The following is a 20,808-nucleotide window of genomic DNA, read 5'->3' on the forward strand; positions in this document are numbered from 1 at the left end:
TTGCGGTATTCAGCCTGCGGCGGAATATTGTTCCGACCGGCCCTGCCTGACGCGGCCCCGTTCATGCGGCACAACGCAGGATGCGGGCCTTGGCGCGCATCTCCTCGTATTCATCATGCGCGACCGAATCGGCCGTGATGCCGCCGCCGACGCCGTATTCCGCGCGGCCGGTGAGGCCGTCGAGCGCCAGCGTGCGGATCGCGACGTTGAAGATGGCGTCCCCGCCCGGTTTCAGCACGCCGATCGCACCGCAATAGATGCCGCGCGCTTCGGCCTCGAGCCCGGCGATGATTTCCATCGCCTTGATCTTCGGCGCACCGGTGATCGAGCCGCAGGGGAAGAGCGCGGCGAAGATGTCCGCGAGATCCGCGTCCGGGCGCAGCTCGGCCGCCACCGTCGAGGTCATCTGGAACACCGTCGGATAGGCCTCGACGGAAAACAGGTGCGGCACGCTGACGCTGTGCGGTCGCGCGACCCGCGACATGTCGTTGCGGATCAGATCCACGATCATCAGGTTCTCGGCGCGATTCTTCTCCGAAGCCGCCAGGACCTCGGCGTGCTCGGCATCCTGCTGCGGGGTTGCGCCGCGCGCGAGCGTACCCTTCATCGGCTTCGAGACCAGGCGTTCGCCGTCGCGGCGGAAGAAGAGCTCCGGCGACAAGGACAGGATGCGGTGGCGCCCGAGATCGAGCAGCGCGCAGTAGCCCGTCGGCTGACCCGCACGCAGGTGCTCGTAGAGCGCGCGATGGTCGCCGTCGAAGCGGCCGTGCAGGCGGATCGTGTGGTTGATCTGGTACACGTCACCTGCGCGGATGTGGTCGAGGATGCGGCCGATGTCCGCGTCGTAGCGGTCACGCTCCACGCCCGGCTGCCAGCCGTCGCAACGCGCCGCCGCACGCGGTGGCTCGATCGTTTCCGCCGGTCCGTCGAACACCCCGAACCAGGCCAGCGGCAAGGCAGGACGCTGGCGAAAGCGGAAGGCGGGGTCGAAGGCGGCGCCCGCCTCGTAGCACACGAAGCCCGCGACCCACGCGCCGGCGCGTGCCAGTGCGTCGGCCCGTTCGAGCACCGCGCGCACGTCCTGCGGCTGGCGCGCAACGAGTTGCTCGCGCGGGGCCGTGAAGTGCAGCGGCGTGGCGCCGATGGCATCCGCCGGGAAGTCGAAGCGCAGCCTCATCTTCGCGCTCAGCGCAGGACCACGGTCCGCAGGCCGTTGATGAACACGCGATGCTCGAGCACGTAGCGCAAGGCGCGGCCAAGGGCCAGGCATTCGACGTGGCGGCCGGTGCTCAGGAGCTGGTCGGGCGTGTAGGCGTGGTCGACACGCTCGACGGCCTGTTCGATGATCGGGCCTTCGTCCAAATCCGAGGTCGCGAAATGTGCCGTCGCGCCGATCAGCTTGACCCCGCGTGCATGCGCCTGCTCGTACGGACGCGCCCCCTTGAAGCCGGGCAGGAAGGAATGGTGGATGTTGATGACGCGCCCGGCGAGGCGTTCGCACATGTCCTCCGACAGCACCTGCATGTAGCGCGCGAGCACGACCAGTTCCGCGCCGCTCGATTCGATCAGCGCGCTCAGCGCCGCTTCCTGCTGCGGCTTGGTGTCCGGCGTGATCGGCAGGTGGTGGAAGGGCAGCCCTTCGGCGGTGGCGATCGGCCCGAGCGTGGGGTGGTTCGACGCCACGCCGACGATCTCCATCGGTAGTTCGCCGCGGCGCCACTGGTCGAGCAGGTCGCGCAGGCAGTGGTCGGCCTTGGACACCATCAGCAGCACACGCATCGGGCGCTGCAGGTCGTGGATCGCGCCCTCGGGATCGCGGAAGCGTTTGCGCAATTCGCCATACTCGCCGCGCAGCGCCTCGACCGCGGCCGGCGTCGCGCCGACGAGACGGAACGCGGTGCGCAGGTAGAAACGTCCGCTGAGGACGTCGTCGAAGACCGTGAATTCCTCGATGTAGGCGCCGTGCTTTTCCAGCAGCGCGGTGACGGCTGCGGTCTGGCCGCGCTCTCCCGCGGACGCGAAGGTCAGCGCGAAGCGCGCGGATTCATTCGATGCTTGCGACATTTTCGCTTGCCTCGCAGTTGCGTGCGCTTGCGTTCTGCATCGCGCGGGTGTGTTCGCCGCGGTTGGTGGTGCGTTCGATTCCGATTGCGGCGGCATAGCGGCTGACGCGCTGCTTGTAGAGGCCGACCGACACCTCCTGCACGCGCGGATCGAGGCCGAACGCGAAGTCGAAGACCTCGTTCACGCGCGTCTCGAGCAGCCCGGTGTGCGCGGTGCGCGGCCATTCGCTCGCGAGCCAGCGGCACAGCGGCTCGTAGTCGAGGCAGTCGCCGAGGCCATCCGGCACCGCCGGCGCGAGGCCGGTCAGGGTCACGGACACCCACATCGGCTGCGGTTCTTGCTCGTCCTCGTAGACGCCCACCGCCAGGCGGGTTTCCAGCCGTTCGATCTTGACGCTCCAGATCCCGTTCATCGTTCAGCCTCCGATCACGCCGCGCGCCTGCAGGTCGGCGTGGTAGGACGAGCGCACCATCGGGCCCGAGGCGACGTGGCGAAAGCCCATCTTCTCGCCGACGACGCGCAACTCATCGAACTCGGCCGGCGTCACGTAGCGGCGCACCGGCAGGTGGTGCAGGCTGGGCTGCAGATACTGGCCGATCGTGACCATGTCGACCTTGTGCGCACGCAGGTCGGCCAGCGTCGCCTCGATCTCTTCCCGCGTTTCGCCCACGCCCAGCATCAGGCCGGACTTGGTCGCGACCTCGGGGCGGCGCGCCTTGAAGGCCGCGAGGAGATCGAGCGAGTGTTCGTAATCGGCACCGGGACGCACTTCGCGGTACAGGCGCGGCACGGTCTCGATGTTGTGGTTGAAGACGTCGGGCGGCTCTGCCGTGAGCAGGTCGAGCGCGAGCTCGACGCGGCCGCGGAAGTCCGGGGTCAGCACTTCGACGGTGATGCCGGGGTTGGCGGCACGCACTTCGCGGATGCAGTCGGCGAAATGCTGCGCCCCGCCGTCGCGCAGGTCGTCGCGGTCCACCGAGGTGATCACGACGTACTTCAGGCGCATCCCCACGACGGTCTCGGCGAGGTTCTTCGGTTCGTCGGCGTCCAGCGGCAGCGGACGGCCGTGGCCCACGTCGCAGAACGGGCAGCGCCGCGTGCAGATCGCCCCCATGATCATGAAGGTCGCCGTGCCGTGGTTGAAGCACTCGCCCAGGTTCGGGCAGTTGGCTTCCTCGCACACGGTGTGCAGGCGGTTTTCACGCAGCGTGCCGGTGAGCTGGCGCACGCTCTTGGTGCCGCGGAAGGCTGCGCGGATCCATTCAGGCTTGCGCAGCTGCTCGGCGGGCGTGATCGGGACGATCTTGACCGGGATGCGCGCGGTCTTGTCGGCGCCGCGCAGCTTGATTCCGGTCTGGGGTGTGGGGGTGCTTGCGTTCTGCATGGGGGACTCCGGCGGGCGACCCGGCTCTCGGGATCGCGATCCAATATTTCGCCCGCAGCAAGCCCGTCGAAGCCCCTCGCGGGACATCGACCGGCTCGGCGCGGACAGCTGGATTGATTGGTGCGATCGAGAGCCGGATCGCCCTTTACATCAGCCGCGGTAGTAGCGCTGCGGCACGAAGGGGGTGCTGGCGACTTCGATCGGGACCGGCTTGCCGCGGACGATCGCGGAGAGCTGGGTGCCGACCTTGGCCAACGCGGTTTCGACGTAGCCCATCGCGACCGGCGCTTCCAGCGTCGGGCCGAAGCCGCCGCTGGTGACGATGCCGACCTTGCGGCCGTCCGCGTCGACGATCTCCGCGCCTTCACGCACCGGCACGCGGGCATTCGGACGCAGGCCGACGCGCTTGCGCGACACGCCGTTGGCGATGTGGCCGAGGATCACGTCGGCGCCGGGATAGCCGCCGGCACGCGCGCCGTCGGCACGGCGGGGCTTGGACAACGCCCACAGCAGGCTGCTCTCGACCGGCGAGGTGTTCACGTCGAGGTCGTGGCCGTACAGGCACAGGCCGGCTTCGAGGCGCAGCGAATCGCGCGCGCCGAGGCCGATCGGGGCCACTTCGGGGTGGCTCAGCAGCTCGCGCGCCAGGGCTTCGGCCTTGTCGGCGGGCACCGAGATCTCGTAGCCGTCTTCACCGGTGTAGCCGGAACGGCTGACGTAGCACGGCACGCCCAGCAGATCGACGGTGATGCTGTTCATGAACACCATCTTGCCGACTTCGGGCGCGAGGCGCGACAGCACGGTCGCGGCGGCCGGGCCTTGGAGCGCCAGCAGCGCGCGGTCGTCGAGCACTTCGACCTTGCAGCGGCCGGACAGGTGCTTCTGCATGTGCGCGATGTCCTGCGCCTTGCACGCGGCGTTGACCACGACGAACAGGCGGTCGCCGAAGTTCGCGACCATCAGGTCGTCCATGACGCCGCCGGTCTCGTTGGTGAACAGCGCGTAACGCTGCATGCCCTGCGGCAGGTCGATGATGTCGACCGGCACCAGGGTTTCAAGGGCCGCGGCGGCATCGGGGCCGACGAGGAAGACCTGGCCCATGTGCGACACGTCGAACAGGCCGGCCTGGGTGCGGGTGTGGGTGTGCTCCCTGATGATGCCCGCGGGGTACTGCACGGGCATTTCGTAACCGGCGAAAGGCACCATCTTGGCGCCGAGGGACACGTGCAGGTCGTACAGCGGGGTGCGCAGCAGCGGTGCGTCGGAATGGTTGTCGCTCATCATGTTTCCTTTGTCTGAGTGTCAGGGGGTCATCAGCATTCGATGACGTTCACGGCGAGGCCGCCGCGGGCGGTTTCCTTGTACTTCAACTTCATGTCGGCGCCGGTCTCGCGCATGGTCTTGATGACCTTGTCGAGCGAGACGAAATGTTTGCCGTCGCCACGCAGCGCCATGCGTGCGGCGTTGATCGCCTTGATCGAGGCCATTGCGTTGCGCTCGATGCAGGGCACCTGGACCAGACCGCCGACGGGGTCGCAGGTCAGGCCCAGGTTGTGCTCCATTCCGATCTCGGCGGCATTTTCCACCTGCTCGGGCGTTCCGCCCAGCACTTCGGCGAGCGCACCGGCCGCCATCGAGCAGGCGACGCCGACCTCGCCCTGGCAGCCGACCTCGGCGCCGGAGATCGAAGCGTTTTCTTTATAGAGGATACCGATCGCCGCAGCCGTGAGCAGGAAGCGGATGATGCCCTCCTCGCTCGCGCCGGGAATGAAGCGGCTGTAGTAGTGCATCACCGCGGGCACGATGCCGGCGGCGCCGTTGGTCGGGGCCGTGACGACGCGACCGCCGGTGGCGTTTTCCTCATTGACGGCGAGCGCGTACAGGTTCACCCAGTCCATCGTCGTGAGCGGGTCGCGAATGCTCGCCTCGGGCGTGCTGGAGAGCTTGCGGAACATCTCCGCGGCGCGGCGCTTCACCTGCAGGCCGCCCGGCATGATGCCTTCCTTCTCGCAGCCGCGGCGCACGCACAGTTGCATCACGTCCCAGATGCGCAGCAGGCCGGCGCGCGTTTCCGCGTCGGTGCGCCAGGCGCGCTCGTTTTCCAGCATCAGCTGGCTGATCGAGAGATTCTTCTCGCGGCACTGCGCGAGCAGTTCGTCGCCGCTATGGAAGGGATGCGCGAGCGGCGTGGTGTCCTCGACGATGCGGTCGGCGCCCGCGGCGCTCTCATCGACGACGAAGCCGCCGCCGACCGAGTAATACACCTTGCTCACAAGCGTTTCGCCGGCCGCGTCGAAGGCCGCGATACGCATCCCGTTGGGGTGATAGGGCAGCGACTGGCGCCGGTGCATCACCAGATGCTCGCGCTCGACGAACGGGATCGGGTGCTCGCCGGCGAGATGCAGGCGCTGCTCGCCGCGGATGCGGGCGAGCTTGCCCTCGACCAGATCCGTATCGACCAGATCCGGCGCCTCGCCCTCGAGACCGAGGAGCACGGCCTTGTCGCTGCCGTGCCCCTTGCCGGTCGCGCCCAGGGAACCGAACAGTTCGGCCTTCACGCTTCCGACCCGCGCGAGCAGGCCGGACTCCTTGAGGCCGGTCGCAAAGACCTGCGCCGCGCGCATCGGCCCCACGGTGTGGGAGGACGACGGCCCGATGCCGATCTTGAACAGGTCGAAAACGCTGATGGCCATGACGGATTACCTCGAAGTTTCGGATGCGAGCGCGCCGTTGTCACGGGCGGCACGCGATTTGGAGAGCAGATAGCCCGCGGTCAGGAGAGCGAACCAGACCGGAGCGACGAACAGCGCCACGCGGGTGCCGGCGTCCATTGCCAGGAACACGACCACCAGCGCCAGGAAGGCGAGCACGAACCAGTTGGCGAACGGTGCGCCGGGCATGCGGAAGAACACCGCGGTGGCGAGCCCCTGCTTCACCGCCTGGCGGTACTTCAGGTGCGACCACACGATGATGCCCCAGGTCCACACGGCGCCGACGGTGGCGACGCTGGTGACATAGACGAAGGCTTCCTCGGGCACGACATAGTTCAGCGCGACGCCGACCAGCATGAACAGAGCGGACAACGTGATCGCGGTGGCCGGAACGTGGCTCTTGTTCACCTTGCCGAGCGGGGCCGGGGCCTGCTTGAACTGCGCGAGCGTGTAGAGCATGCGGCCGGTACTGAAGATGCCGCTGTTGCACGACGAGGCCGCCGCGGTGATGACCACGAAGTTGATGATGCCCGCCGCGGCCGGGATGCCGATCTTCTCGAACACGGTCACGAACGGGCTCATGTTCGGGTTGAGTTCGTTCCACGGCACCAGCGACATCAGCACGATCAGCGCGCCGATGTAGAAGATCAGGATCCGCCAGGTCACGCTGTTGGTCGCGTGCGGCAGCACCTTCTCGGGGTTCTGCGCCTCGCCCGCCGTGACGCCGATCAGCTCGACACCGGTGTAGGCGAAGCACGCGATCTGCAGGGTCAGCACCACCCCCACCATGCCCATCGGCGCGAAGCCGCCGTGCGACCACAGGTTGGAGAAGCTCGCGGTCTTGCCGAGATCACCCACGCCGAAGATGATGATGACGAGGCCGATGACCAGCATCGCGACGATCGTCAGCACCTTGATCAGCGCGAACCAGAATTCCATCTCGCCGAACACCTTCACGGCGATCAGGTTGGCGCCGTACAGCACGACCAGCGTGCCGAGCGCCGGGATCCACTGCGGGATGTCCGGGAACCAGTAGTGGAAGTAGACGCCGACGGCGGTCAGTTCCGCCATGCCGGTGACGACCCAGGTGAACCAGTAGGTCCAGCCGGTGACGAAGCCCGCCCAGGGGCTCACGTACTCTTCGGCATACGTCGCGAACGAGCCGGCAACCGGTCGGTGAATGAGCAGTTCGCCCAGCGCGCGCATGATGAAGAACACCGCCAGTCCTGCGAAGGCGTAGGTCACCAGCAGCGCGGGGCCCGCCTTGCTGATCGCCTTCGCCGAGCCGAGGAACAGGCCCACGCCGATCGCTCCGCCGATGGCAATGAGCTGGATGTGCCTGTCCTGGAGCCCTCGTTCGAGGTCCTTGCTTTCATGTTTCTGCTCTTCGTCGAGCATATCGCTGATACGTGTCATCCTTCCTTCCTCGGTTGATTCAACGGTCTCTCTCTGGCGTTGGAAGGCGGCGCCCGCAGGCGCCGCGTACTGCTTTTTTTATTTGCCGATTACTTGCCGTAGACCGGGAAGCGGGCGCACAGCGCGGACACCTTCGTGCGCACGGCCTCGATGACCTCCGGGTTCTCGACGTCGTCGAGGACGTCGCAGATCCAGCCGGCCAGCTCCGTGACCTCGGCGATGCCGAAGCCGCGGGTGGTCGCCGCCGGGGTACCGATGCGGATGCCGCTGGTGACGAAAGGCGACTGCGGATCGTTGGGCACGGTGTTCTTGTTCACCGTGATGTGGGCCGCGCCGAGCGCCGCGTCGGCAGCCTTGCCGGTGATGCCCTTGGCGATCAGGTCGACCAGGAAGAGGTGGTCGTCGGTGCCGCCCGACACGATCTTGTAGCCGCGCTCGACGAACACCCCGGCCATCGCGCGCGCATTGGCGAGCACCTGCTTCTGGTATTCCTTGAAGGAGGGATCCAGCGCTTCCTTGAAGGCGACGGCCTTGGCCGCGATCACGTGCATCAGCGGGCCGCCCTGGGTGCCGGGGAAAACCATCGAGGCGATCTTCTTCTCGATGTCCGCATTGGCGCGGCCGAGGATGATGCCGCCGCGCGGGCCGCGCAGGGTCTTGTGGGTGGTGCTGGTGACGATGTCGGCGAAGGGCACCGGGCTGGGGTACAGGCCCGCGGCGACGAGGCCGGCGACGTGCGCCATGTCGACGAACAGCAGCGCGCCGACCTTGTCCGCGATCGCGCGGAAGCGCGGGAAGTCGAGGTGGCGGGCATAGGCCGAGAAGCCGGCGACGATCATCTTCGGCTTGCACTCGACGGCGAGCGCCTCGAGCGCGTCATAGTCGATCACGCCGTCGTCGGTGACGCCGTACTGCACGGCGTTGAACACCTTGCCGGAGAAGTTCACCTTCGCGCCGTGCGTGAGGTGGCCGCCGTGCGCGAGGCTCATGCCGAGGATGGTGTCGCCCGGCTGCAGCAGCGCGAAATACACTGCGGCGTTGGCCTGCGAGCCGGAGTGCGGCTGCACGTTCACCCAATCCGCGCCGAACAGCTGCTTGGCGCGGTCGATGGCAAGCTGTTCGACGACGTCGACATGCTCGCAGCCGCCGTAGTAGCGCTTGCCCGGATAGCCTTCCGCGTACTTGTTGGTGAGCACCGTGCCTTGCGCCTGCATCACGCGCGGGCTGGCATAGTTCTCGGACGCGATCAGCTCGATGTGATCTTCCTGGCGGTGACGCTCGGACTCGATGGCCCCCCACAGGTCAGGGTCGAAGCCGGCGATCTGCATTTGCTTGTCGAACATCTAGGTACTCCGGATTGGGTTGTCGGACTGGGATGTCAGTGCGTCGCCCGCGCCGCGGACACTGACGGGTTTTCGGATTGCTGCGCCTCACCGCGCTGTTCGGCGAAATACTCGCGCGTCAGCTTGACGATCACCGGCGACAGCAGCAGCAGGGAAATCAGGTTGGGGATGGCCATCAGCGCGTTCAGCGTGTCCGCCACCAGCCAGGCGAAATCGAGGCTCAGCACCGCGCCGAAATACACTGCGACGGTCCACAGGATGCGGAAGGGCTTCTCGGACGCCGTGCCGAGCAGGAATTCCCAGCACTTCTCGCCGTAGTAGGCCCAGCCGAGGATGGTGGTGAAAGCGAACACCGCGAGCGATGCCGCGAGCAGGTACTTGCCGACGCCGGGCATCGCCGCCTCGAAGGCCGCCGAGCTCAGCACCGCGCCGGTCGCACCCGAATCCCACACGCCGCTGACCATGATCGCCAGGCCGGTCATCGTGCACACGATGATGGTGTCGATGAAGGTGCCCATCATGCCGATCAGGCCCGAGAACACGGGGTTGCTGGTGGCGCCGGCGGCCTGCGCGATGCCGGCGGTGCCGAGGCCCGCCTCGTTCGAGAAGATGCCGCGCGCCACACCCTTCTGGATCGCCAGCATCACGCTCGCGCCGACGAAGCCGCCGGTGGCCGCGGTGGGGCTGAAGGCTTGCCTGAAGATGGTCGCCAAGGCATCGGGGATGCGGTCGGCAAAGACGAACAGGATCACCGCGACGCAGCCGATGTAGGCGATGCACATGAAGGGCACCAGCCATTCGGCCACGGCGCCGATTCGCTTGATGCCGCCCAGCACGACCGCGCCGGTGAGCACGACCAGCACCACGCCGGTGATCCAGGTTTCCACGCCGAAGGCGTTGTGCACCGCGCTGGCGATGCCGTTGGCCTGGACCATGTTGCCGATACCGAAGCCCGCGAGGCCGCCGAAGATCGCGAAGGCGGTGCCCAGCCAGTGCCAGTGCTTCGCCAGGCCGTTCTTGATCGCGTACATCGGGCCGCCGGCGTGCTCGCCCTTGTCGTCCACCTCGCGGTACTTCACCGCGAGCACGACTTCGCTGTACTTGGTGGCCATGCCGACGAGCGCCGTCATCCACATCCAGAACAGGGCGCCGGGGCCGCCGATCGCGATCGCCGAGGCGACACCGGCGATGTTGCCGGTGCCGACGGTGGCCGAAAGCGCCGTCATCAGCGCGGCGAACGGGGAAATTTCGCCTTCGGCCTTGGCGCCGGGCGTGCGGCTCCGCCAGATCATTCGGAAGCCGTAGGGAATCTTGAAGATCGGCATGAAGCCGAGTCGAAGCTGCAGATACAGACCGGTACCCAGGATCAGGACGATCATGGGGACGCCCCAGACGAGGTCGTTCAGGGCGGTGAAGAACTGGTTCAGGAACTGCATGAGGTTGTCTCCGTCATACTTCTAGTTTTGATCGGAGACCGGACACGGCGGATTTTCCCGCTCCTTTTGATGCCCGGCCCCGGTGGATGCGCCCGCCTCGCGAAATTGCGGCGAAATCCTCCCCGGGCGGGGCCTCAAGAGGCCCTGCCGGAGCCCTGCGACAAGCTCAGGGCGAACGGGGAATTGGAACTGCCGTCTAGGTCGGCGGGCGGTACTGCGTCAGTTGGCAGCCTCGCCCTCCAGGTTGAGGTCCACCATCAGCTCGTTCGCCAGCGTTTCCAGCTCCGCCTTCAGGCTTGCGGGCTCGACGGATGCCGGCACCTGCACCTCGATGCTGGCGCGGAACAGCGGTTCGCCGCTGAAGGAGGCGTTCTCGCACGCGGTTTCCAGCTTGCTGATGCTGGCGCCGTGGCGCGCCAGCGCGGCCGAGATCTCGCGCACGATGCCGGGGCGGTCGTGGCCGACCAGCGTCAGCTTCGTGACGCGCAGCGCGGGAGCGGAGGCCGCGACGCCGCGCTCGATCGTCAGGCGCAGGCCTTCCACTTCGAGCTCGCCCAACGCTGCCTCGAGCTTGCCGGCATCGGCTTCGGCAATTTCCAGCCGCACGATGCCCGCAAACTTGCCGGCGAGCTGCGCCATGCTGCTCTCCAGCCAGTTCGCGCCGCAGTCGGCGGCGCACTCGGCCAGCGCGTTGACGAGACCGGGACGATCAGCGCCGATCAGGGTGACAACAAGGGATGCGTTCATGTCAGCTCTCTCCTCAGGCCTGTTCGTAGTCGGACATCGGCGGGCAGGCGCACACGAGGTTGCGGTCGCCATACACGTTGTCCACCCGGCCCACCGGCGACCAGTACTTGTTCGCACGCAGGCTGGCGAGCGGATAGACGGCCTGTTCGCGGCTGTACGGATGGCTCCACTCCCCGGCGATCGCTTCCGCGGTGTGCGGCGCGTTGACCAGCGGGTTGTCCTTGGCGTCGAATTCGCCGCTGCCGACCTTGGCGATTTCCTCGCGGATCGCGATCATCGCGTCGCAGAAGCGGTCGAGCTCTTCCTTGGACTCGCTCTCGGTCGGCTCGATCATCAGCGTGCCCGGCACCGGGAAGGACATCGTCGGCGCGTGGAAGCCGAAGTCGATCAGGCGCTTGGCGACGTCATCGACGGTCACGCCGGTGCTGTCCTTGAGCGGGCGCAGGTCGATGATGCATTCGTGCGCGACCATGCCGTTTTCGCCGCGGTACAGCACCGGGTAATGCGGATCCAGGCGCTTGGCGATGTAGTTGGCGTTGAGGATTGCCATCACCGTCGCGTTGCGCAGGCCTTCGGCGCCCATCAGCGTGATGTAGGTCCAGGTGATCGGCAGGATGCTGGCGCTGCCGTAGGGTGCAGCCGAGACCGCGCCGATGCCCTTCAGGCCGCCCGACGCATGGCCCGGCAGGAAGGGCGCGAGGTGCGACTTCACGCCGATCGGGCCGACGCCCGGTCCGCCGCCGCCGTGCGGGATGCAGAAGGTCTTGTGCAGGTTCAGGTGCGACACGTCGCCGCCGAACTTGCCCGGGCCGCACAGGCCGACCATGGCGTTCATGTTGGCGCCGTCGATGTACACCTGGCCGCCGTGGGCATGCACGATCTCGGTGATCTCGCGCACCGCCGTCTCGAACACGCCGTGCGTCGAGGGGTAGGTGATCATGATCGCGGCGAGCTTGTCGCTGTGCTGCTCGGCCTTGGCCTTGAGGTCGGCGACGTCGACGTTGCCGTTCTCGTCGCAGGCCACGACGACCACGCGCATGCCGGCCATGTTGGCCGTCGCGGGGTTGGTGCCGTGAGCGGAGCTCGGGATCAGGCACACGTCGCGGTGGCCTTCCCCGCGGCTCGCGTGGTAGGCACGGATCGCCAGCAGGCCCGCGTATTCGCCCTGCGAGCCGGCGTTCGGCTGCAGCGACACGGCGTCGTAGCCGGTGCAGGCGCACAGCATCTGCTCCAGCTCGGCGGTGAGCTGCGCGTAGCCCTGCGTCTGGTCCGTGGGAGCGAAGGGATGCACGCCACCGAACTCGCGCCAGGTGACCGGGATCATCTCGGTGGTCGCGTTCAGCTTCATCGTGCACGAGCCCAGCGGGATCATCGTGCGGTCGAGCGCCAGGTCCTTGTCCGCCAGCCCGCGCAGGTAACGCAGCATCTTGGTCTCTGACTGGTAGGCGCTGAACACCGGGTGCGTCAGGAAGGCCGAGGTGCGCAGCTGGCCGGCCGGCAGGGCCTCCGGCGCGAGGTTCTCGACGTCGGCGAACGAGGGAACAGCGGCACCGTTGGCGAACACCGCCCACAGCGCCTCGACGTCGGCGCGGGTGGAGGTCTCGTCGAGCGAGATGCCGACGGTCGTGGCGTCGATTTCGCGCAGGTTCATCTGCTTGGCACGCGCGGCGGCATGCACGGCAGCGGCGTCGGCGACACGAACGGCGATGGTGTCGAAGAAGGCGTTGGTCACCACTTCGGCACCGACGCGACGCAGGCCGGCCGCCAGCGTGGCGGTCAGGCGATGCACGCGACGGGCGATCGTGGTCAGGCCCTTCGGACCGTGGTAGCAGGCGTAAAGGCTCGCCATCACCGCCAGGAGCACCTGCGCCGTGCAGATGTTGGAGGTGGCCTTCTCGCGGCGGATGTGCTGTTCGCGCGTCTGCATCGCGAGGCGGTAGGCCTTCTTGCCGTGGCTGTCGATCGACACGCCGACGACGCGGCCCGGCATCACGCGCTTGTGCGCGTCGAGGGTCGCGAAATACGCGGCGTGCGGGCCGCCGAAGCCCAGCGGGATACCGAAGCGCTGCGTCGTGCCGATCGCGACGTCCGCGCCTAGCTCACCGGGCGACTTCAGCAGCGTCAGCGCGAGCAGGTCGGCGGCGACGACGACCAGCGCCTTCTTGGCGTGGGCGGCGGCGACGATGCCGGCGTAGTCGACGACTTCGCCGGTGCTCGCCGGGTACTGCAGCAGCACGCCGAAGAATTCATGCTTGTCGAGATCGGTCGCCGGATTGCCGACGATGACCTCGAAGCCCAGCGGCTCGGCGCGGGTGCGCACCACCTCGATGGTCTGCGGGTGGCAGTCGCTCGAAACGAAGAAGGCCTTGGCCGGGTTCTTCGACAGGCGCTGGCAGAAGGTCATCGCCTCGGCCGCGGCGGTCGCTTCGTCGAGCAGCGAGGCGTTTGCGATCTCCATTCCCGTCAGGTCGGTGATCATGGTCTGGAAGTTCAGCAGCGCTTCCAGACGGCCCTGCGAGATCTCCGGCTGGTACGGCGTGTAGGCGGTGTACCAGGCGGGGTTCTCGAGGACGTTGCGCAGCACGACACCCGGCGTGTAGGTGTCGTAATAGCCCGTGCCGATGAAGGAACGGAACACCCGGTTCTTCCCCGCGATCTCGCGCAGCATGGCGAGCGCTTCGGCTTCCGTCCGGCTCTCGGGGAGAGGGAGGGGCGAGGGCGACAGGATGGAAGCCGGGATCACCTTGTCGACGAGCTGGTCGAGCGAATCGAGGCCGAGCGCGGCGAGCATCGCCTGCGTTTCGGTCGCATCCGGGCCGACGTGGCGGCCGACGAAATCATCGCGCTGCTCGAGCTGGTCGAGCGTCGCGGGGAAGCGGGTGTCGTTCATGTTCATGGCTTGGGCTGTTTTCCGGAAGAGGGTCGATCAGGCAGTCAGCTTGTCGTAGGCGGCCTGGTCGAGCAGCCCGGCAAGCGCGGACGGATCGTCGAGGCGGACGCGGATGAACCAGCCTGCACCCATCGGATCTTCATTGACGGTCGCGGGCGCATCGGCCAGTGCGCCGTTGACTTCGACGATCGTGCCGGCCAGCGGCATCTTCAGTTCGCCGGCAGCCTTCACCGACTCGATGACCGCGGCTTCATCGCCCGCCGCAAAGCTCGCGCCGACGTCCGGCAGCTGCACGAAAACGATGTCGCCCAGCGCGTTCTGAGCATAGTCGGTGATGCCAACCGTCGCGACGTCGCCCTCGACGCTCAGCCACTCGTGGTCTTCGGTGAATTTGATCGTGCTCATGGTGTCTCCTGGTTGCGTGTTGATTGATACAAACTCAAGTTAGGTTACGGAGCGCATGGTATCAATGTGTTGACATGAGCGAATTTGATAGTTGAAATGAAATCATTGATACCATTAATGGTCCGTGCACGATGCAAAACATCCCTACCGAGCTGCTGCGCACCTTCGTGAAGGCTGTCGAAACGGGCAGCTTCACCCGTGCCGGCGAAATCGTCGGACGCACGCAGTCGGCCGTGAGCCTGCAGATCCGGCGCCTGGAAGAGCTGCTGGACGCACCGCTGTTCGTGCGTGGCACGCACCGCGTCAAGCTCACCGAGGAAGGGACGACGCTGGTGAGTTACGCGCGGCGCATGCTCGCGCTCAACGACGAGGCCGTGAGCAGCCTGCGCCGGCCCAAGGTGGCGGGCAGCGTGCGGCTGGGCGCGCCGCACGAATACACCGCCTCGCTGCTGCCGGTGATCCTCGGGAAATTCGCGCAGTCGCACCCGGGCGTGATGCTCGAGGTCACCTGCGACCTCAGCAAGAACCTGCTTGCCCGGCAGGAGAAAGGCGAATTCGATCTCGTCATCGCCCTGCACGACGACCCGGACGAGCGTGGCGGCTCCAAGGTGCTCACCGAATCGCTGGTGTGGATCACCAGCCCCGACCACGAACGCCACACGCAGCGGCCGCTGTCGCTGGTCGTCGCCCCGCCGCCGTGCATCTACCGCAGCCGCGTGCTGCAGATGCTCGGTCGCCAGCAGCGGCCGTGGCGCATCGCCTATATGAGCTCCAGCTACAGCGGCATCATCGCCGCGGTGCGCGCCGGCCTCGGCGTGACCCTGCTCGCCGGCAGCACCGTGCCCGAAGGCGTGCGGGCACTGGGCGAGCGCGACGGCTTCCCCGCGATGGGGCAACTGGACGTACGGCTGTACGAGCGGCGGGAAAGCGTCACCGAGGCGGTGCGCTGCCTCGCCGACTACATCACGAGCAGCTTCGCCTCGTCGGATGCCACGCTGGTCGGGGCTACGGCGCCGTCTTCAGGCGCGCAGCTGGCGGGCGAATAACCCGGCAAGCGGGCGGGCGGCCACGCTCAGCGGTGCGCCTCGAAGGGTGCAGGACACCCAGCGGACTTGGGCAGAACTGAGCGAGTTCCCGTCGGCACCGCGCCAGGCCACCGTCGATTCACTCAAGAGGACAGCTGCACGCTGCACGTGTGCAACAGCACTAACCTCGACGGGTCAATTCCAGATCATCGATGAAGCAACGCAGCAGCGGCGGTAATGGCAGCCGCCGCATGATTGCGCTGAATGGCGAAGTGAGGATCATCCGCTCGGGCATGAGTTGCAGCAGTTCGCCAGCATCGATCCACTGCGTCGCATAGTGAAGGGGCAGGAACCCGACACAGCCGCCGGCAAGAATCAGTATCGCCTGCGCTTCGACACTGTCGGTCGTAGAAGCCGCAACAGAGGCACCAATCAGATCCAGATCGCGCCGCCGAAGGTATCCGCGCGCAACGACGCGAGCCCCGCGCAACCGGGCGGCAAGCGCTTCATCCGACCACGACGGCGCGGCGAGGGGGTCCTGCGCGCTGCAAAAGATTCCGTGAACCTCCTCGTAAAGGGGCACCGAGGCGATGCCATGCACGGGAAAGGGAAAGTGCCCGATAGCAACATGTACCCGTCCGTCGAGCACGCGTTGTTCGAGCTCGCTCGGATTGCCGACATACACGTCGATATGCACGTCCGGCCCGCGCGCGAGGAAACGGCTGATGGCACCCCGCAAGGGCGAGCCGCGGTCGGTGACGGTGTTGTCGATGACACCGAGACTGAGCGTTCCGGCCACACTACGCTTCAGCTGGTCGGCCTCGATGCGAAAGTTTTCTATCGCGCTCATCAGGCGCTGCGTGGCGTCATGGACCGCCCGCCCCTGTTCGGTGAGGCGGAAGCCGCCACGGCCGCGGTCGCACAGGCGCACGCCGAGCCGGACCTCGAGTTGGCCGATCTGGGCGCTGATCGTCGATTGTCCGACGTTCAGCTCAGCCTGCGCTGCCGAGAGTCCCCCGCAGCGCACGACCGCGTCGAAGACGCGCAGCAGCTTCAGGTCGACGTTGTGGAGCTGAATCATTGTGCCCTCCCGTGCGGCGCCGTATTACATTGATTCCGATCGATGTAAGCATCCTATAGTTCATATTTTTCCGACGCAATCGGCTTCCTACACTGGATCTGCGGACGGGCCCAGCGCCCTCACGCATCGATAACCAGGAGACCCAGCATGTCGAAGAACTCATACGAATCCGGACGCCTCAACCTGCCCTTCGTGGGGCACTGCACCTTCGCGAAAGCGCCTCCCTGCCTTGACTGGGAGGCCCTTGATGCGGATGTCGCGGTGCTGGGCGCCCCCAACGATATGGGTACGCAATGGCGCTCGGGCGCGCGGTTCGGGCCGCGCGGCATCCGGGAGGCCTCGACGCTGTTCTCGTTCGGCCATTCCGGCGCGTACGATTTCGAGGACGACGTGATGTACCTCACGCGCGACGAAGTACGCATCGTCGACGTCGGCGATGCGGACATCGTCCACACCGACATGGCGAAGAGCAACGCGAACATCGAACTCGCAGTGCGCAAGCTCCTCGAGAAGGGCGCGATGCCGCTCGTGCTCGGCGGCGACCACTCGATCCACGCGCCGGTGATCAAGGCCTTCGAAGGCCGCGGGCCGATCCACATCCTGCACGTGGACGCCCATCTCGACTTCGTCGACGAGCGCCACGGCGTGCGCTACGGCCATGGCAACCCGCTGCGCCGCGCGTCCGAGATGGATCACATCGTCGGCATGACGCAGATCGGCATCCGCAACGTCTCATCGTCGAACCGCGACGACTACATGGCCGCGCGCGAAGCGGGCTCGCAGATCCTGTCGGTGCGCGACGTGCGCCGGCTGGGCACCGAAGGCGTGCTCGCGAAGATCCCGCAGGGGGTGTCCTACTACATCACGATCGACATCGACGGCTTCGACCCGTCGATCGCGCCTGGTACGGGCACGCCGAGCCACGGCGGCTTCCTGTACTACGAGGTGCTGGAAATCATCCAGGCGCTCGCCAAACGCAGCCGCGGCGACATCGTCGGCATGGACCTCGTCGAAGTCGCTCCCGCCTACGATCCGACCGGAACTACATCCATCCTGGCCGCTCAACTTCTGATGAACAGCATCGGCTTCATCTTCCATGCACGCAACGCGAAGGCGGGCGCATAAGGGCAACAAGAGCCGAACGGCCGAGCCTAGCCCCGCAGGAATCCGCACACCTTAAGGAGGATCACATGTCACGCACCCGTCTATCCCTGAAGCATCTGTTCGCCGGCATCTCGATCGCACTGGTTTCCCTGTCAACCTTCGCAGCCGAGACCTGGAAATATGCGATCGAGGAAGTCCCTGGCTCGATCATGGATTCCTATGCACAGGAGTTCAAACGCCGCATCGAAAAGGCCTCGAACGGTGAGGTCACGGTCAAGATCTACCATATGGGCCAACTCGGCACGTCGGCCGAGATGGCCGAACAGGCCATCGACGGCACCGTTCACTTCGTGAATGTCGCGGTTGGCGCGCTCGGCACGCTGGTTCCCGAATCGCAGGTGTTCCTGATGAACTACGTGTTGCCTGACGGCTCGGACGCGGTCAACAAGGTGCTCGCATCGGACAAGCTGGTCCGCGGCGCGCTGGGCAAGGCCTTCGACAAGCGCGGCCTGCGTCTTCAGGCCTTGTATTCCGAAGGACCACAGGTGTGGACGACCAATCGCCTGGTGCGCAAACCGACGGACTTCAAGGGCTTCAAGATGCGCGTGATGGTGTCGCCCGTGCTGCTAGACGCCTACGCCGATCTTGGCGCGAGCCCCACGCCAATGCCTTTCGGCGAGGTGTACGGCGCGCTCCAGCTCAAGCAGGTCGATGGCCAGGTGAATCCGATACCGGCCATCGAAGAGATGAAGTTCTACGAGGTCACGAACTACCTGATCTGGGCCGGTGAGCAGGAGCTCGTCACCGCGATCGTCTCGGGGAACGACTGGTTCTCGAAATTGCCGCCCCAGCGCCAGAAGATGATCGAGGCGACGGTCGCCGACATGCATGGCTACGTGAATGACGTCGTCAAACGCTTCAACAGTGAGCGGTTAAACAAGATCAAGGCGGCTAAGCCCAACATCCAACTGGTGCAGCTCAACGAAGCCGAACGCGCCGAGTTCCGCAAGGCAAGCATGGCAACGCACGCGAAGTTCCAGAAGCACGTAGGCTCAGAGGGCAAGAAGATCCTCGATGGCTTCCTCGCGGACGTCAACGCATTGACCGCATTGTCAGCGAAATAAGCTTCAAACATCCCGAGCGTCGCGCGCGAATGTTTTCGCCGTGGCGTCCGGGATGTCCTCAAGAAAAGGCCATGTGTGATCACGCCCGCGCCATGGCCAGACATGCAGCGTGAGGAGACATAAAACAATGAGCGGATTGCCGCAAGACGTGAGTGGCGCCCTGAGCGCGCTCGACAATGCGGTCGGGCGCATCGAGGCCTGGACCCTGGGGTGGAGCATCCTCGTACTGGCGAGCTTTACGGTCGCCAACGTGATCGGACGCTTCGTGTTCGACGCCAGCATCCATTTTATCGAGGAGCTGAGCGAATTCCTGATGGTGCTGGTCACCTTCTTCGGGCTCGGTTACGTAACCCGCAAGGGCCGCCACATCCGCATGACGGCCCTGTACGACCAACTGCCGCCGCGCGCGAAGAAGGTCGTCATGATCGTCATCGCGACCGTCACCGCGGCGGTGATGTTCACGCTGGCGTGGTACTGCTTAGAGTACGTGCAGCGCACCGCCGCACGCGGCAAGGTCACGCCCGCGCTGCAGGTGCCGCTGTACCTGACCTACCTGCCGGTTCTGTTCGGCTTCGTCCTGAGCGGCGTGCAGTACTTGCTTACCGTCCTTCGCAACCTCGACTTCAGCGATCCCCGCGTCTTCGCTTCCTACAGCGCGGTCGATGAATACGAAGACCCCGAACTCGCCCACGCACTGCAACACGGCCGCCAGGACCCGACAGCACCGCCCCCCTCGGGCCCGTCGGTACCCTCGGTGCAATCCTGATCCGCAGACTCGACGGAGACCTCCATGGCAATCGTGATGCTCAGTGCAATGGTGATCCTGCTCGTCGCGGGATTTCCGATGATGGTCACCCTGATCGGCGCAACGCTGATCGGCTTCGTGTTCTATTTTCCCGACATCAACCTGCAGCAGGTCGTGCAACAGATGATCGGTGGCGTCAAACCGGCATCACTGGTCGCCGTGCCAATGTTCATCTTCGCGGCGGACATCGTAACGCGCGGCCATTCCGCCGACCGCCTGCTCGATCTCGTGATGCGCTTCTTTGGTCACCTGCGGGGCGGCCTCGCGGTATCCGCGACGGTCGCCTGCGGCATGTTTGGTGCGGTGTCCGGTTCGACGCAGGCCACCGTGGTCGCAATCGGCGGCCCCATGCGCGCGAAAATGCTGAAGGCCGGTTACAAGGACGATTTCACGATCGGACTGATGGTCAATGGTGCAGACCTCGCATACCTGATCCCGCCGTCGATCGGCATGATCATCTACGGCGTGCTGTCCGGCACCTCGGTCGCTCAGCTGTTCATCGCCGGCATCGGACCGGGGCTGCTCGTGATTATGCTGTTCTCGCTGTATAGCGTGTGGTACGCGACGCGCCACGGGATCCCGACCGAGCCGAAAGCGAGCTGGGGCCAACGCTGGCAGGCTATCCGCCGAGCCGCCTGGCCGGCAGGCTTTCCATTGATCGTCGTCGGCGGCATCTACGGCGGGGTGTTCAGTCCGACCGAGGCTGCCGCGGTGTGTGCGCTCTATGCAGTGATCCTCGAATTGGTGGTATTCCGATCGATCGGGCTGCGCGAGCTATACGACATCGCACTATCGACGGGTCTTGTGACGTCGGTCGTGTTCGTACTCGTCGGCGCCGGCGCGGCTTTTTCATGGCTGCTGTCCTACGCTCAGATCCCGCAGGAGATCATCGGTTCGCTGGGGCTTGACCACATCGGCCCGGTCGGCGTGCTCTATGCGATCACGATCGCGTTCTTCATCGGCTGCATGTTTGTCGATTCGATCGTTGTCATGCTGATCCTGATCCCTATCTTCATGCCGCTGGTGCATGCGTCGGGGCTCGACCCGGTGCTGGTGGGCACCGTAATCACGCTGCAGGTCGCGATCGGCGCCGCTACACCGCCGTTCGGCTGCGACATCTTCACCGCCATTGCGGTCTTCCGCCGCCCCTATCTCGACTGCATCAAGGGAACCCCTCCCTTTTTCCTGATGCTCGTCGGAGTGTCGATCACGCTGATCTACTTCCCGCAGATCGCGCTGTTCTTGCGCGACTGGGCGTTCGCCGGCTGAGCGC

The 20,808-nt window shown here is 66.1% G+C and carries 18 protein-coding genes; 5 read left to right on the forward strand and 13 right to left on the reverse strand.

Annotated features, from left to right (window positions below):
- Nucleotides 1-61: 61 nt before the first annotated feature.
- From pabB to gcvH, 12 genes are all read right to left on the reverse strand, one after another.
- Entirely contained in the window at nucleotides 62-1,177 is a 1,116-nt protein-coding gene (pabB, locus tag U5817_RS16010) for an aminodeoxychorismate synthase component I (protein WP_407278024.1), read from the reverse strand.
- Nucleotides 1,178-1,185: 8 nt separating this feature from the next.
- Complete coding sequence (locus U5817_RS16015) at nucleotides 1,186-2,064, reverse strand: formyltetrahydrofolate deformylase (protein WP_407278025.1); 879 nt, start codon at nucleotides 2,062-2,064, stop codon at nucleotides 1,186-1,188.
- A complete protein-coding gene (locus U5817_RS16020; protein WP_407278026.1) occupies nucleotides 2,045-2,476 on the reverse strand; it encodes a dihydroneopterin aldolase in 432 nt (143 codons plus the stop codon). The genes U5817_RS16015 and U5817_RS16020 overlap by 20 nt, the downstream gene beginning before the upstream one ends.
- A gap of 3 nt (nucleotides 2,477-2,479) precedes the next feature.
- Nucleotides 2,480-3,448, reverse strand: coding sequence for a lipoyl synthase (lipA, locus tag U5817_RS16025; protein ID WP_407278027.1), 969 nt, complete (start codon nucleotides 3,446-3,448; stop codon nucleotides 2,480-2,482).
- A 150-nt stretch (nucleotides 3,449-3,598) separates the two neighbouring features.
- Nucleotides 3,599-4,729: a glycine cleavage system aminomethyltransferase GcvT gene (gene gcvT / locus U5817_RS16030; protein WP_407278028.1), complete on the reverse strand. Its 1,131-nt coding sequence runs from the start codon at nucleotides 4,727-4,729 to the stop codon at nucleotides 3,599-3,601.
- Nucleotides 4,730-4,761: 32 nt separating this feature from the next.
- A complete protein-coding gene (locus tag U5817_RS16035) occupies nucleotides 4,762-6,141 on the reverse strand; it encodes an L-serine ammonia-lyase (RefSeq protein ID WP_407278029.1) in 1,380 nt (459 codons plus the stop codon).
- Between the two features lie 6 nt (nucleotides 6,142-6,147).
- On the reverse strand, nucleotides 6,148-7,575 hold the full coding sequence (locus U5817_RS16040) for an amino acid permease (RefSeq protein WP_407278030.1): 1,428 nt from the start codon (nucleotides 7,573-7,575) through the stop codon (nucleotides 6,148-6,150).
- 89 nt (nucleotides 7,576-7,664) lie between these two features.
- Entirely contained in the window at nucleotides 7,665-8,918 is a 1,254-nt protein-coding gene (glyA, locus tag U5817_RS16045; protein WP_407278031.1) for a serine hydroxymethyltransferase, read from the reverse strand.
- A 35-nt stretch (nucleotides 8,919-8,953) separates the two neighbouring features.
- Complete coding sequence (locus tag U5817_RS16050; protein ID WP_407278032.1) at nucleotides 8,954-10,354, reverse strand: alanine/glycine:cation symporter family protein; 1,401 nt, start codon at nucleotides 10,352-10,354, stop codon at nucleotides 8,954-8,956.
- A gap of 219 nt (nucleotides 10,355-10,573) precedes the next feature.
- Nucleotides 10,574-11,101 (reverse strand): glycine cleavage system protein R, encoded by a 528-nt coding sequence (locus U5817_RS16055; protein ID WP_169126874.1) that lies wholly within the window; start codon nucleotides 11,099-11,101, stop codon nucleotides 10,574-10,576.
- A 13-nt stretch (nucleotides 11,102-11,114) separates the two neighbouring features.
- On the reverse strand, nucleotides 11,115-13,997 hold the full coding sequence (gene gcvP / locus U5817_RS16060; protein WP_407278033.1) for an aminomethyl-transferring glycine dehydrogenase: 2,883 nt from the start codon (nucleotides 13,995-13,997) through the stop codon (nucleotides 11,115-11,117).
- Between the two features lie 30 nt (nucleotides 13,998-14,027).
- The gene (gcvH, locus tag U5817_RS16065; protein WP_169126878.1) at nucleotides 14,028-14,396 is read right to left on the reverse strand and encodes a glycine cleavage system protein GcvH; all 369 of its coding nucleotides are present in this window, start codon (nucleotides 14,394-14,396) and stop codon (nucleotides 14,028-14,030) included.
- A 131-nt stretch (nucleotides 14,397-14,527) separates the two neighbouring features.
- Here gcvH and U5817_RS16070 point away from each other — a divergent pair, with 131 nt between their 5' ends.
- Entirely contained in the window at nucleotides 14,528-15,442 is a 915-nt protein-coding gene (locus U5817_RS16070; RefSeq protein WP_407278034.1) for a LysR substrate-binding domain-containing protein, read from the forward strand.
- A gap of 160 nt (nucleotides 15,443-15,602) precedes the next feature.
- Here U5817_RS16070 and U5817_RS16075 read toward each other — a convergent pair whose 3' ends face one another.
- On the reverse strand, nucleotides 15,603-16,502 hold the full coding sequence (locus U5817_RS16075) for a LysR family transcriptional regulator (protein ID WP_407278035.1): 900 nt from the start codon (nucleotides 16,500-16,502) through the stop codon (nucleotides 15,603-15,605).
- Between the two features lie 147 nt (nucleotides 16,503-16,649).
- Here U5817_RS16075 and speB point away from each other — a divergent pair, with 147 nt between their 5' ends.
- The 4 genes from speB to U5817_RS16095 all read left to right on the forward strand — a co-directional run bounded on the left by speB (nucleotide 16,650) and on the right by U5817_RS16095 (nucleotide 20,804).
- Nucleotides 16,650-17,627, forward strand: coding sequence for an agmatinase (gene speB / locus U5817_RS16080; protein WP_407278036.1), 978 nt, complete (start codon nucleotides 16,650-16,652; stop codon nucleotides 17,625-17,627).
- Nucleotides 17,628-17,692: 65 nt separating this feature from the next.
- Entirely contained in the window at nucleotides 17,693-18,730 is a 1,038-nt protein-coding gene (gene dctP, locus U5817_RS16085) for a TRAP transporter substrate-binding protein DctP (RefSeq protein ID WP_407278037.1), read from the forward strand.
- Between the two features lie 127 nt (nucleotides 18,731-18,857).
- The gene (locus U5817_RS16090) at nucleotides 18,858-19,496 is read left to right on the forward strand and encodes a TRAP transporter small permease (protein ID WP_407278038.1); all 639 of its coding nucleotides are present in this window, start codon (nucleotides 18,858-18,860) and stop codon (nucleotides 19,494-19,496) included.
- A 24-nt stretch (nucleotides 19,497-19,520) separates the two neighbouring features.
- A complete protein-coding gene (locus U5817_RS16095; RefSeq protein ID WP_407278039.1) occupies nucleotides 19,521-20,804 on the forward strand; it encodes a TRAP transporter large permease in 1,284 nt (427 codons plus the stop codon).
- Nucleotides 20,805-20,808: the final 4 nt, after the last annotated feature.

Source organism: Aromatoleum evansii (assembly GCF_045689615.1).
GTDB classification, from domain to species: domain Bacteria; phylum Pseudomonadota; class Gammaproteobacteria; order Burkholderiales; family Rhodocyclaceae; genus Aromatoleum; species Aromatoleum evansii.

Bases quoted from the DNA above. Each gene is read 5' to 3' on its own strand.
- U5817_RS16015 (WP_407278025.1), bottom strand. From the start codon at position 2,064: ATGTCGCAAGCATCGAATGAATCCGCGCGCTTCGCGCTGACCTTCGCG.
- U5817_RS16020 (WP_407278026.1), bottom strand. From the start codon at position 2,476: ATGAACGGGATCTGGAGCGTCAAGATCGAACGGCTGGAAACCCGCCTG.
- U5817_RS16035 (WP_407278029.1), bottom strand. From the start codon at position 6,141: ATGGCCATCAGCGTTTTCGACCTGTTCAAGATCGGCATCGGGCCGTCG.
- lipA (WP_407278027.1), bottom strand. From the start codon at position 3,448: ATGCAGAACGCAAGCACCCCCACACCCCAGACCGGAATCAAGCTGCGC.
- U5817_RS16040 (WP_407278030.1), bottom strand. From the start codon at position 7,575: ATGACACGTATCAGCGATATGCTCGACGAAGAGCAGAAACATGAAAGC.
- U5817_RS16095 (WP_407278039.1), top strand. From the start codon at position 19,521: ATGGCAATCGTGATGCTCAGTGCAATGGTGATCCTGCTCGTCGCGGGA.
- U5817_RS16075 (WP_407278035.1), bottom strand. From the start codon at position 16,502: ATGATTCAGCTCCACAACGTCGACCTGAAGCTGCTGCGCGTCTTCGAC.
- glyA (WP_407278031.1), bottom strand. From the start codon at position 8,918: ATGTTCGACAAGCAAATGCAGATCGCCGGCTTCGACCCTGACCTGTGG.
- gcvT (WP_407278028.1), bottom strand. From the start codon at position 4,729: ATGAGCGACAACCATTCCGACGCACCGCTGCTGCGCACCCCGCTGTAC.
- gcvP (WP_407278033.1), bottom strand. From the start codon at position 13,997: ATGAACATGAACGACACCCGCTTCCCCGCGACGCTCGACCAGCTCGAG.
- U5817_RS16090 (WP_407278038.1), top strand. From the start codon at position 18,858: ATGAGCGGATTGCCGCAAGACGTGAGTGGCGCCCTGAGCGCGCTCGAC.
- U5817_RS16070 (WP_407278034.1), top strand. From the start codon at position 14,528: ATGCAAAACATCCCTACCGAGCTGCTGCGCACCTTCGTGAAGGCTGTC.
- U5817_RS16050 (WP_407278032.1), bottom strand. From the start codon at position 10,354: ATGCAGTTCCTGAACCAGTTCTTCACCGCCCTGAACGACCTCGTCTGG.
- speB (WP_407278036.1), top strand. From the start codon at position 16,650: ATGTCGAAGAACTCATACGAATCCGGACGCCTCAACCTGCCCTTCGTG.
- pabB (WP_407278024.1), bottom strand. From the start codon at position 1,177: ATGAGGCTGCGCTTCGACTTCCCGGCGGATGCCATCGGCGCCACGCCG.
- gcvH (WP_169126878.1), bottom strand. From the start codon at position 14,396: ATGAGCACGATCAAATTCACCGAAGACCACGAGTGGCTGAGCGTCGAG.
- dctP (WP_407278037.1), top strand. From the start codon at position 17,693: ATGTCACGCACCCGTCTATCCCTGAAGCATCTGTTCGCCGGCATCTCG.
- U5817_RS16055 (WP_169126874.1), bottom strand. From the start codon at position 11,101: ATGAACGCATCCCTTGTTGTCACCCTGATCGGCGCTGATCGTCCCGGT.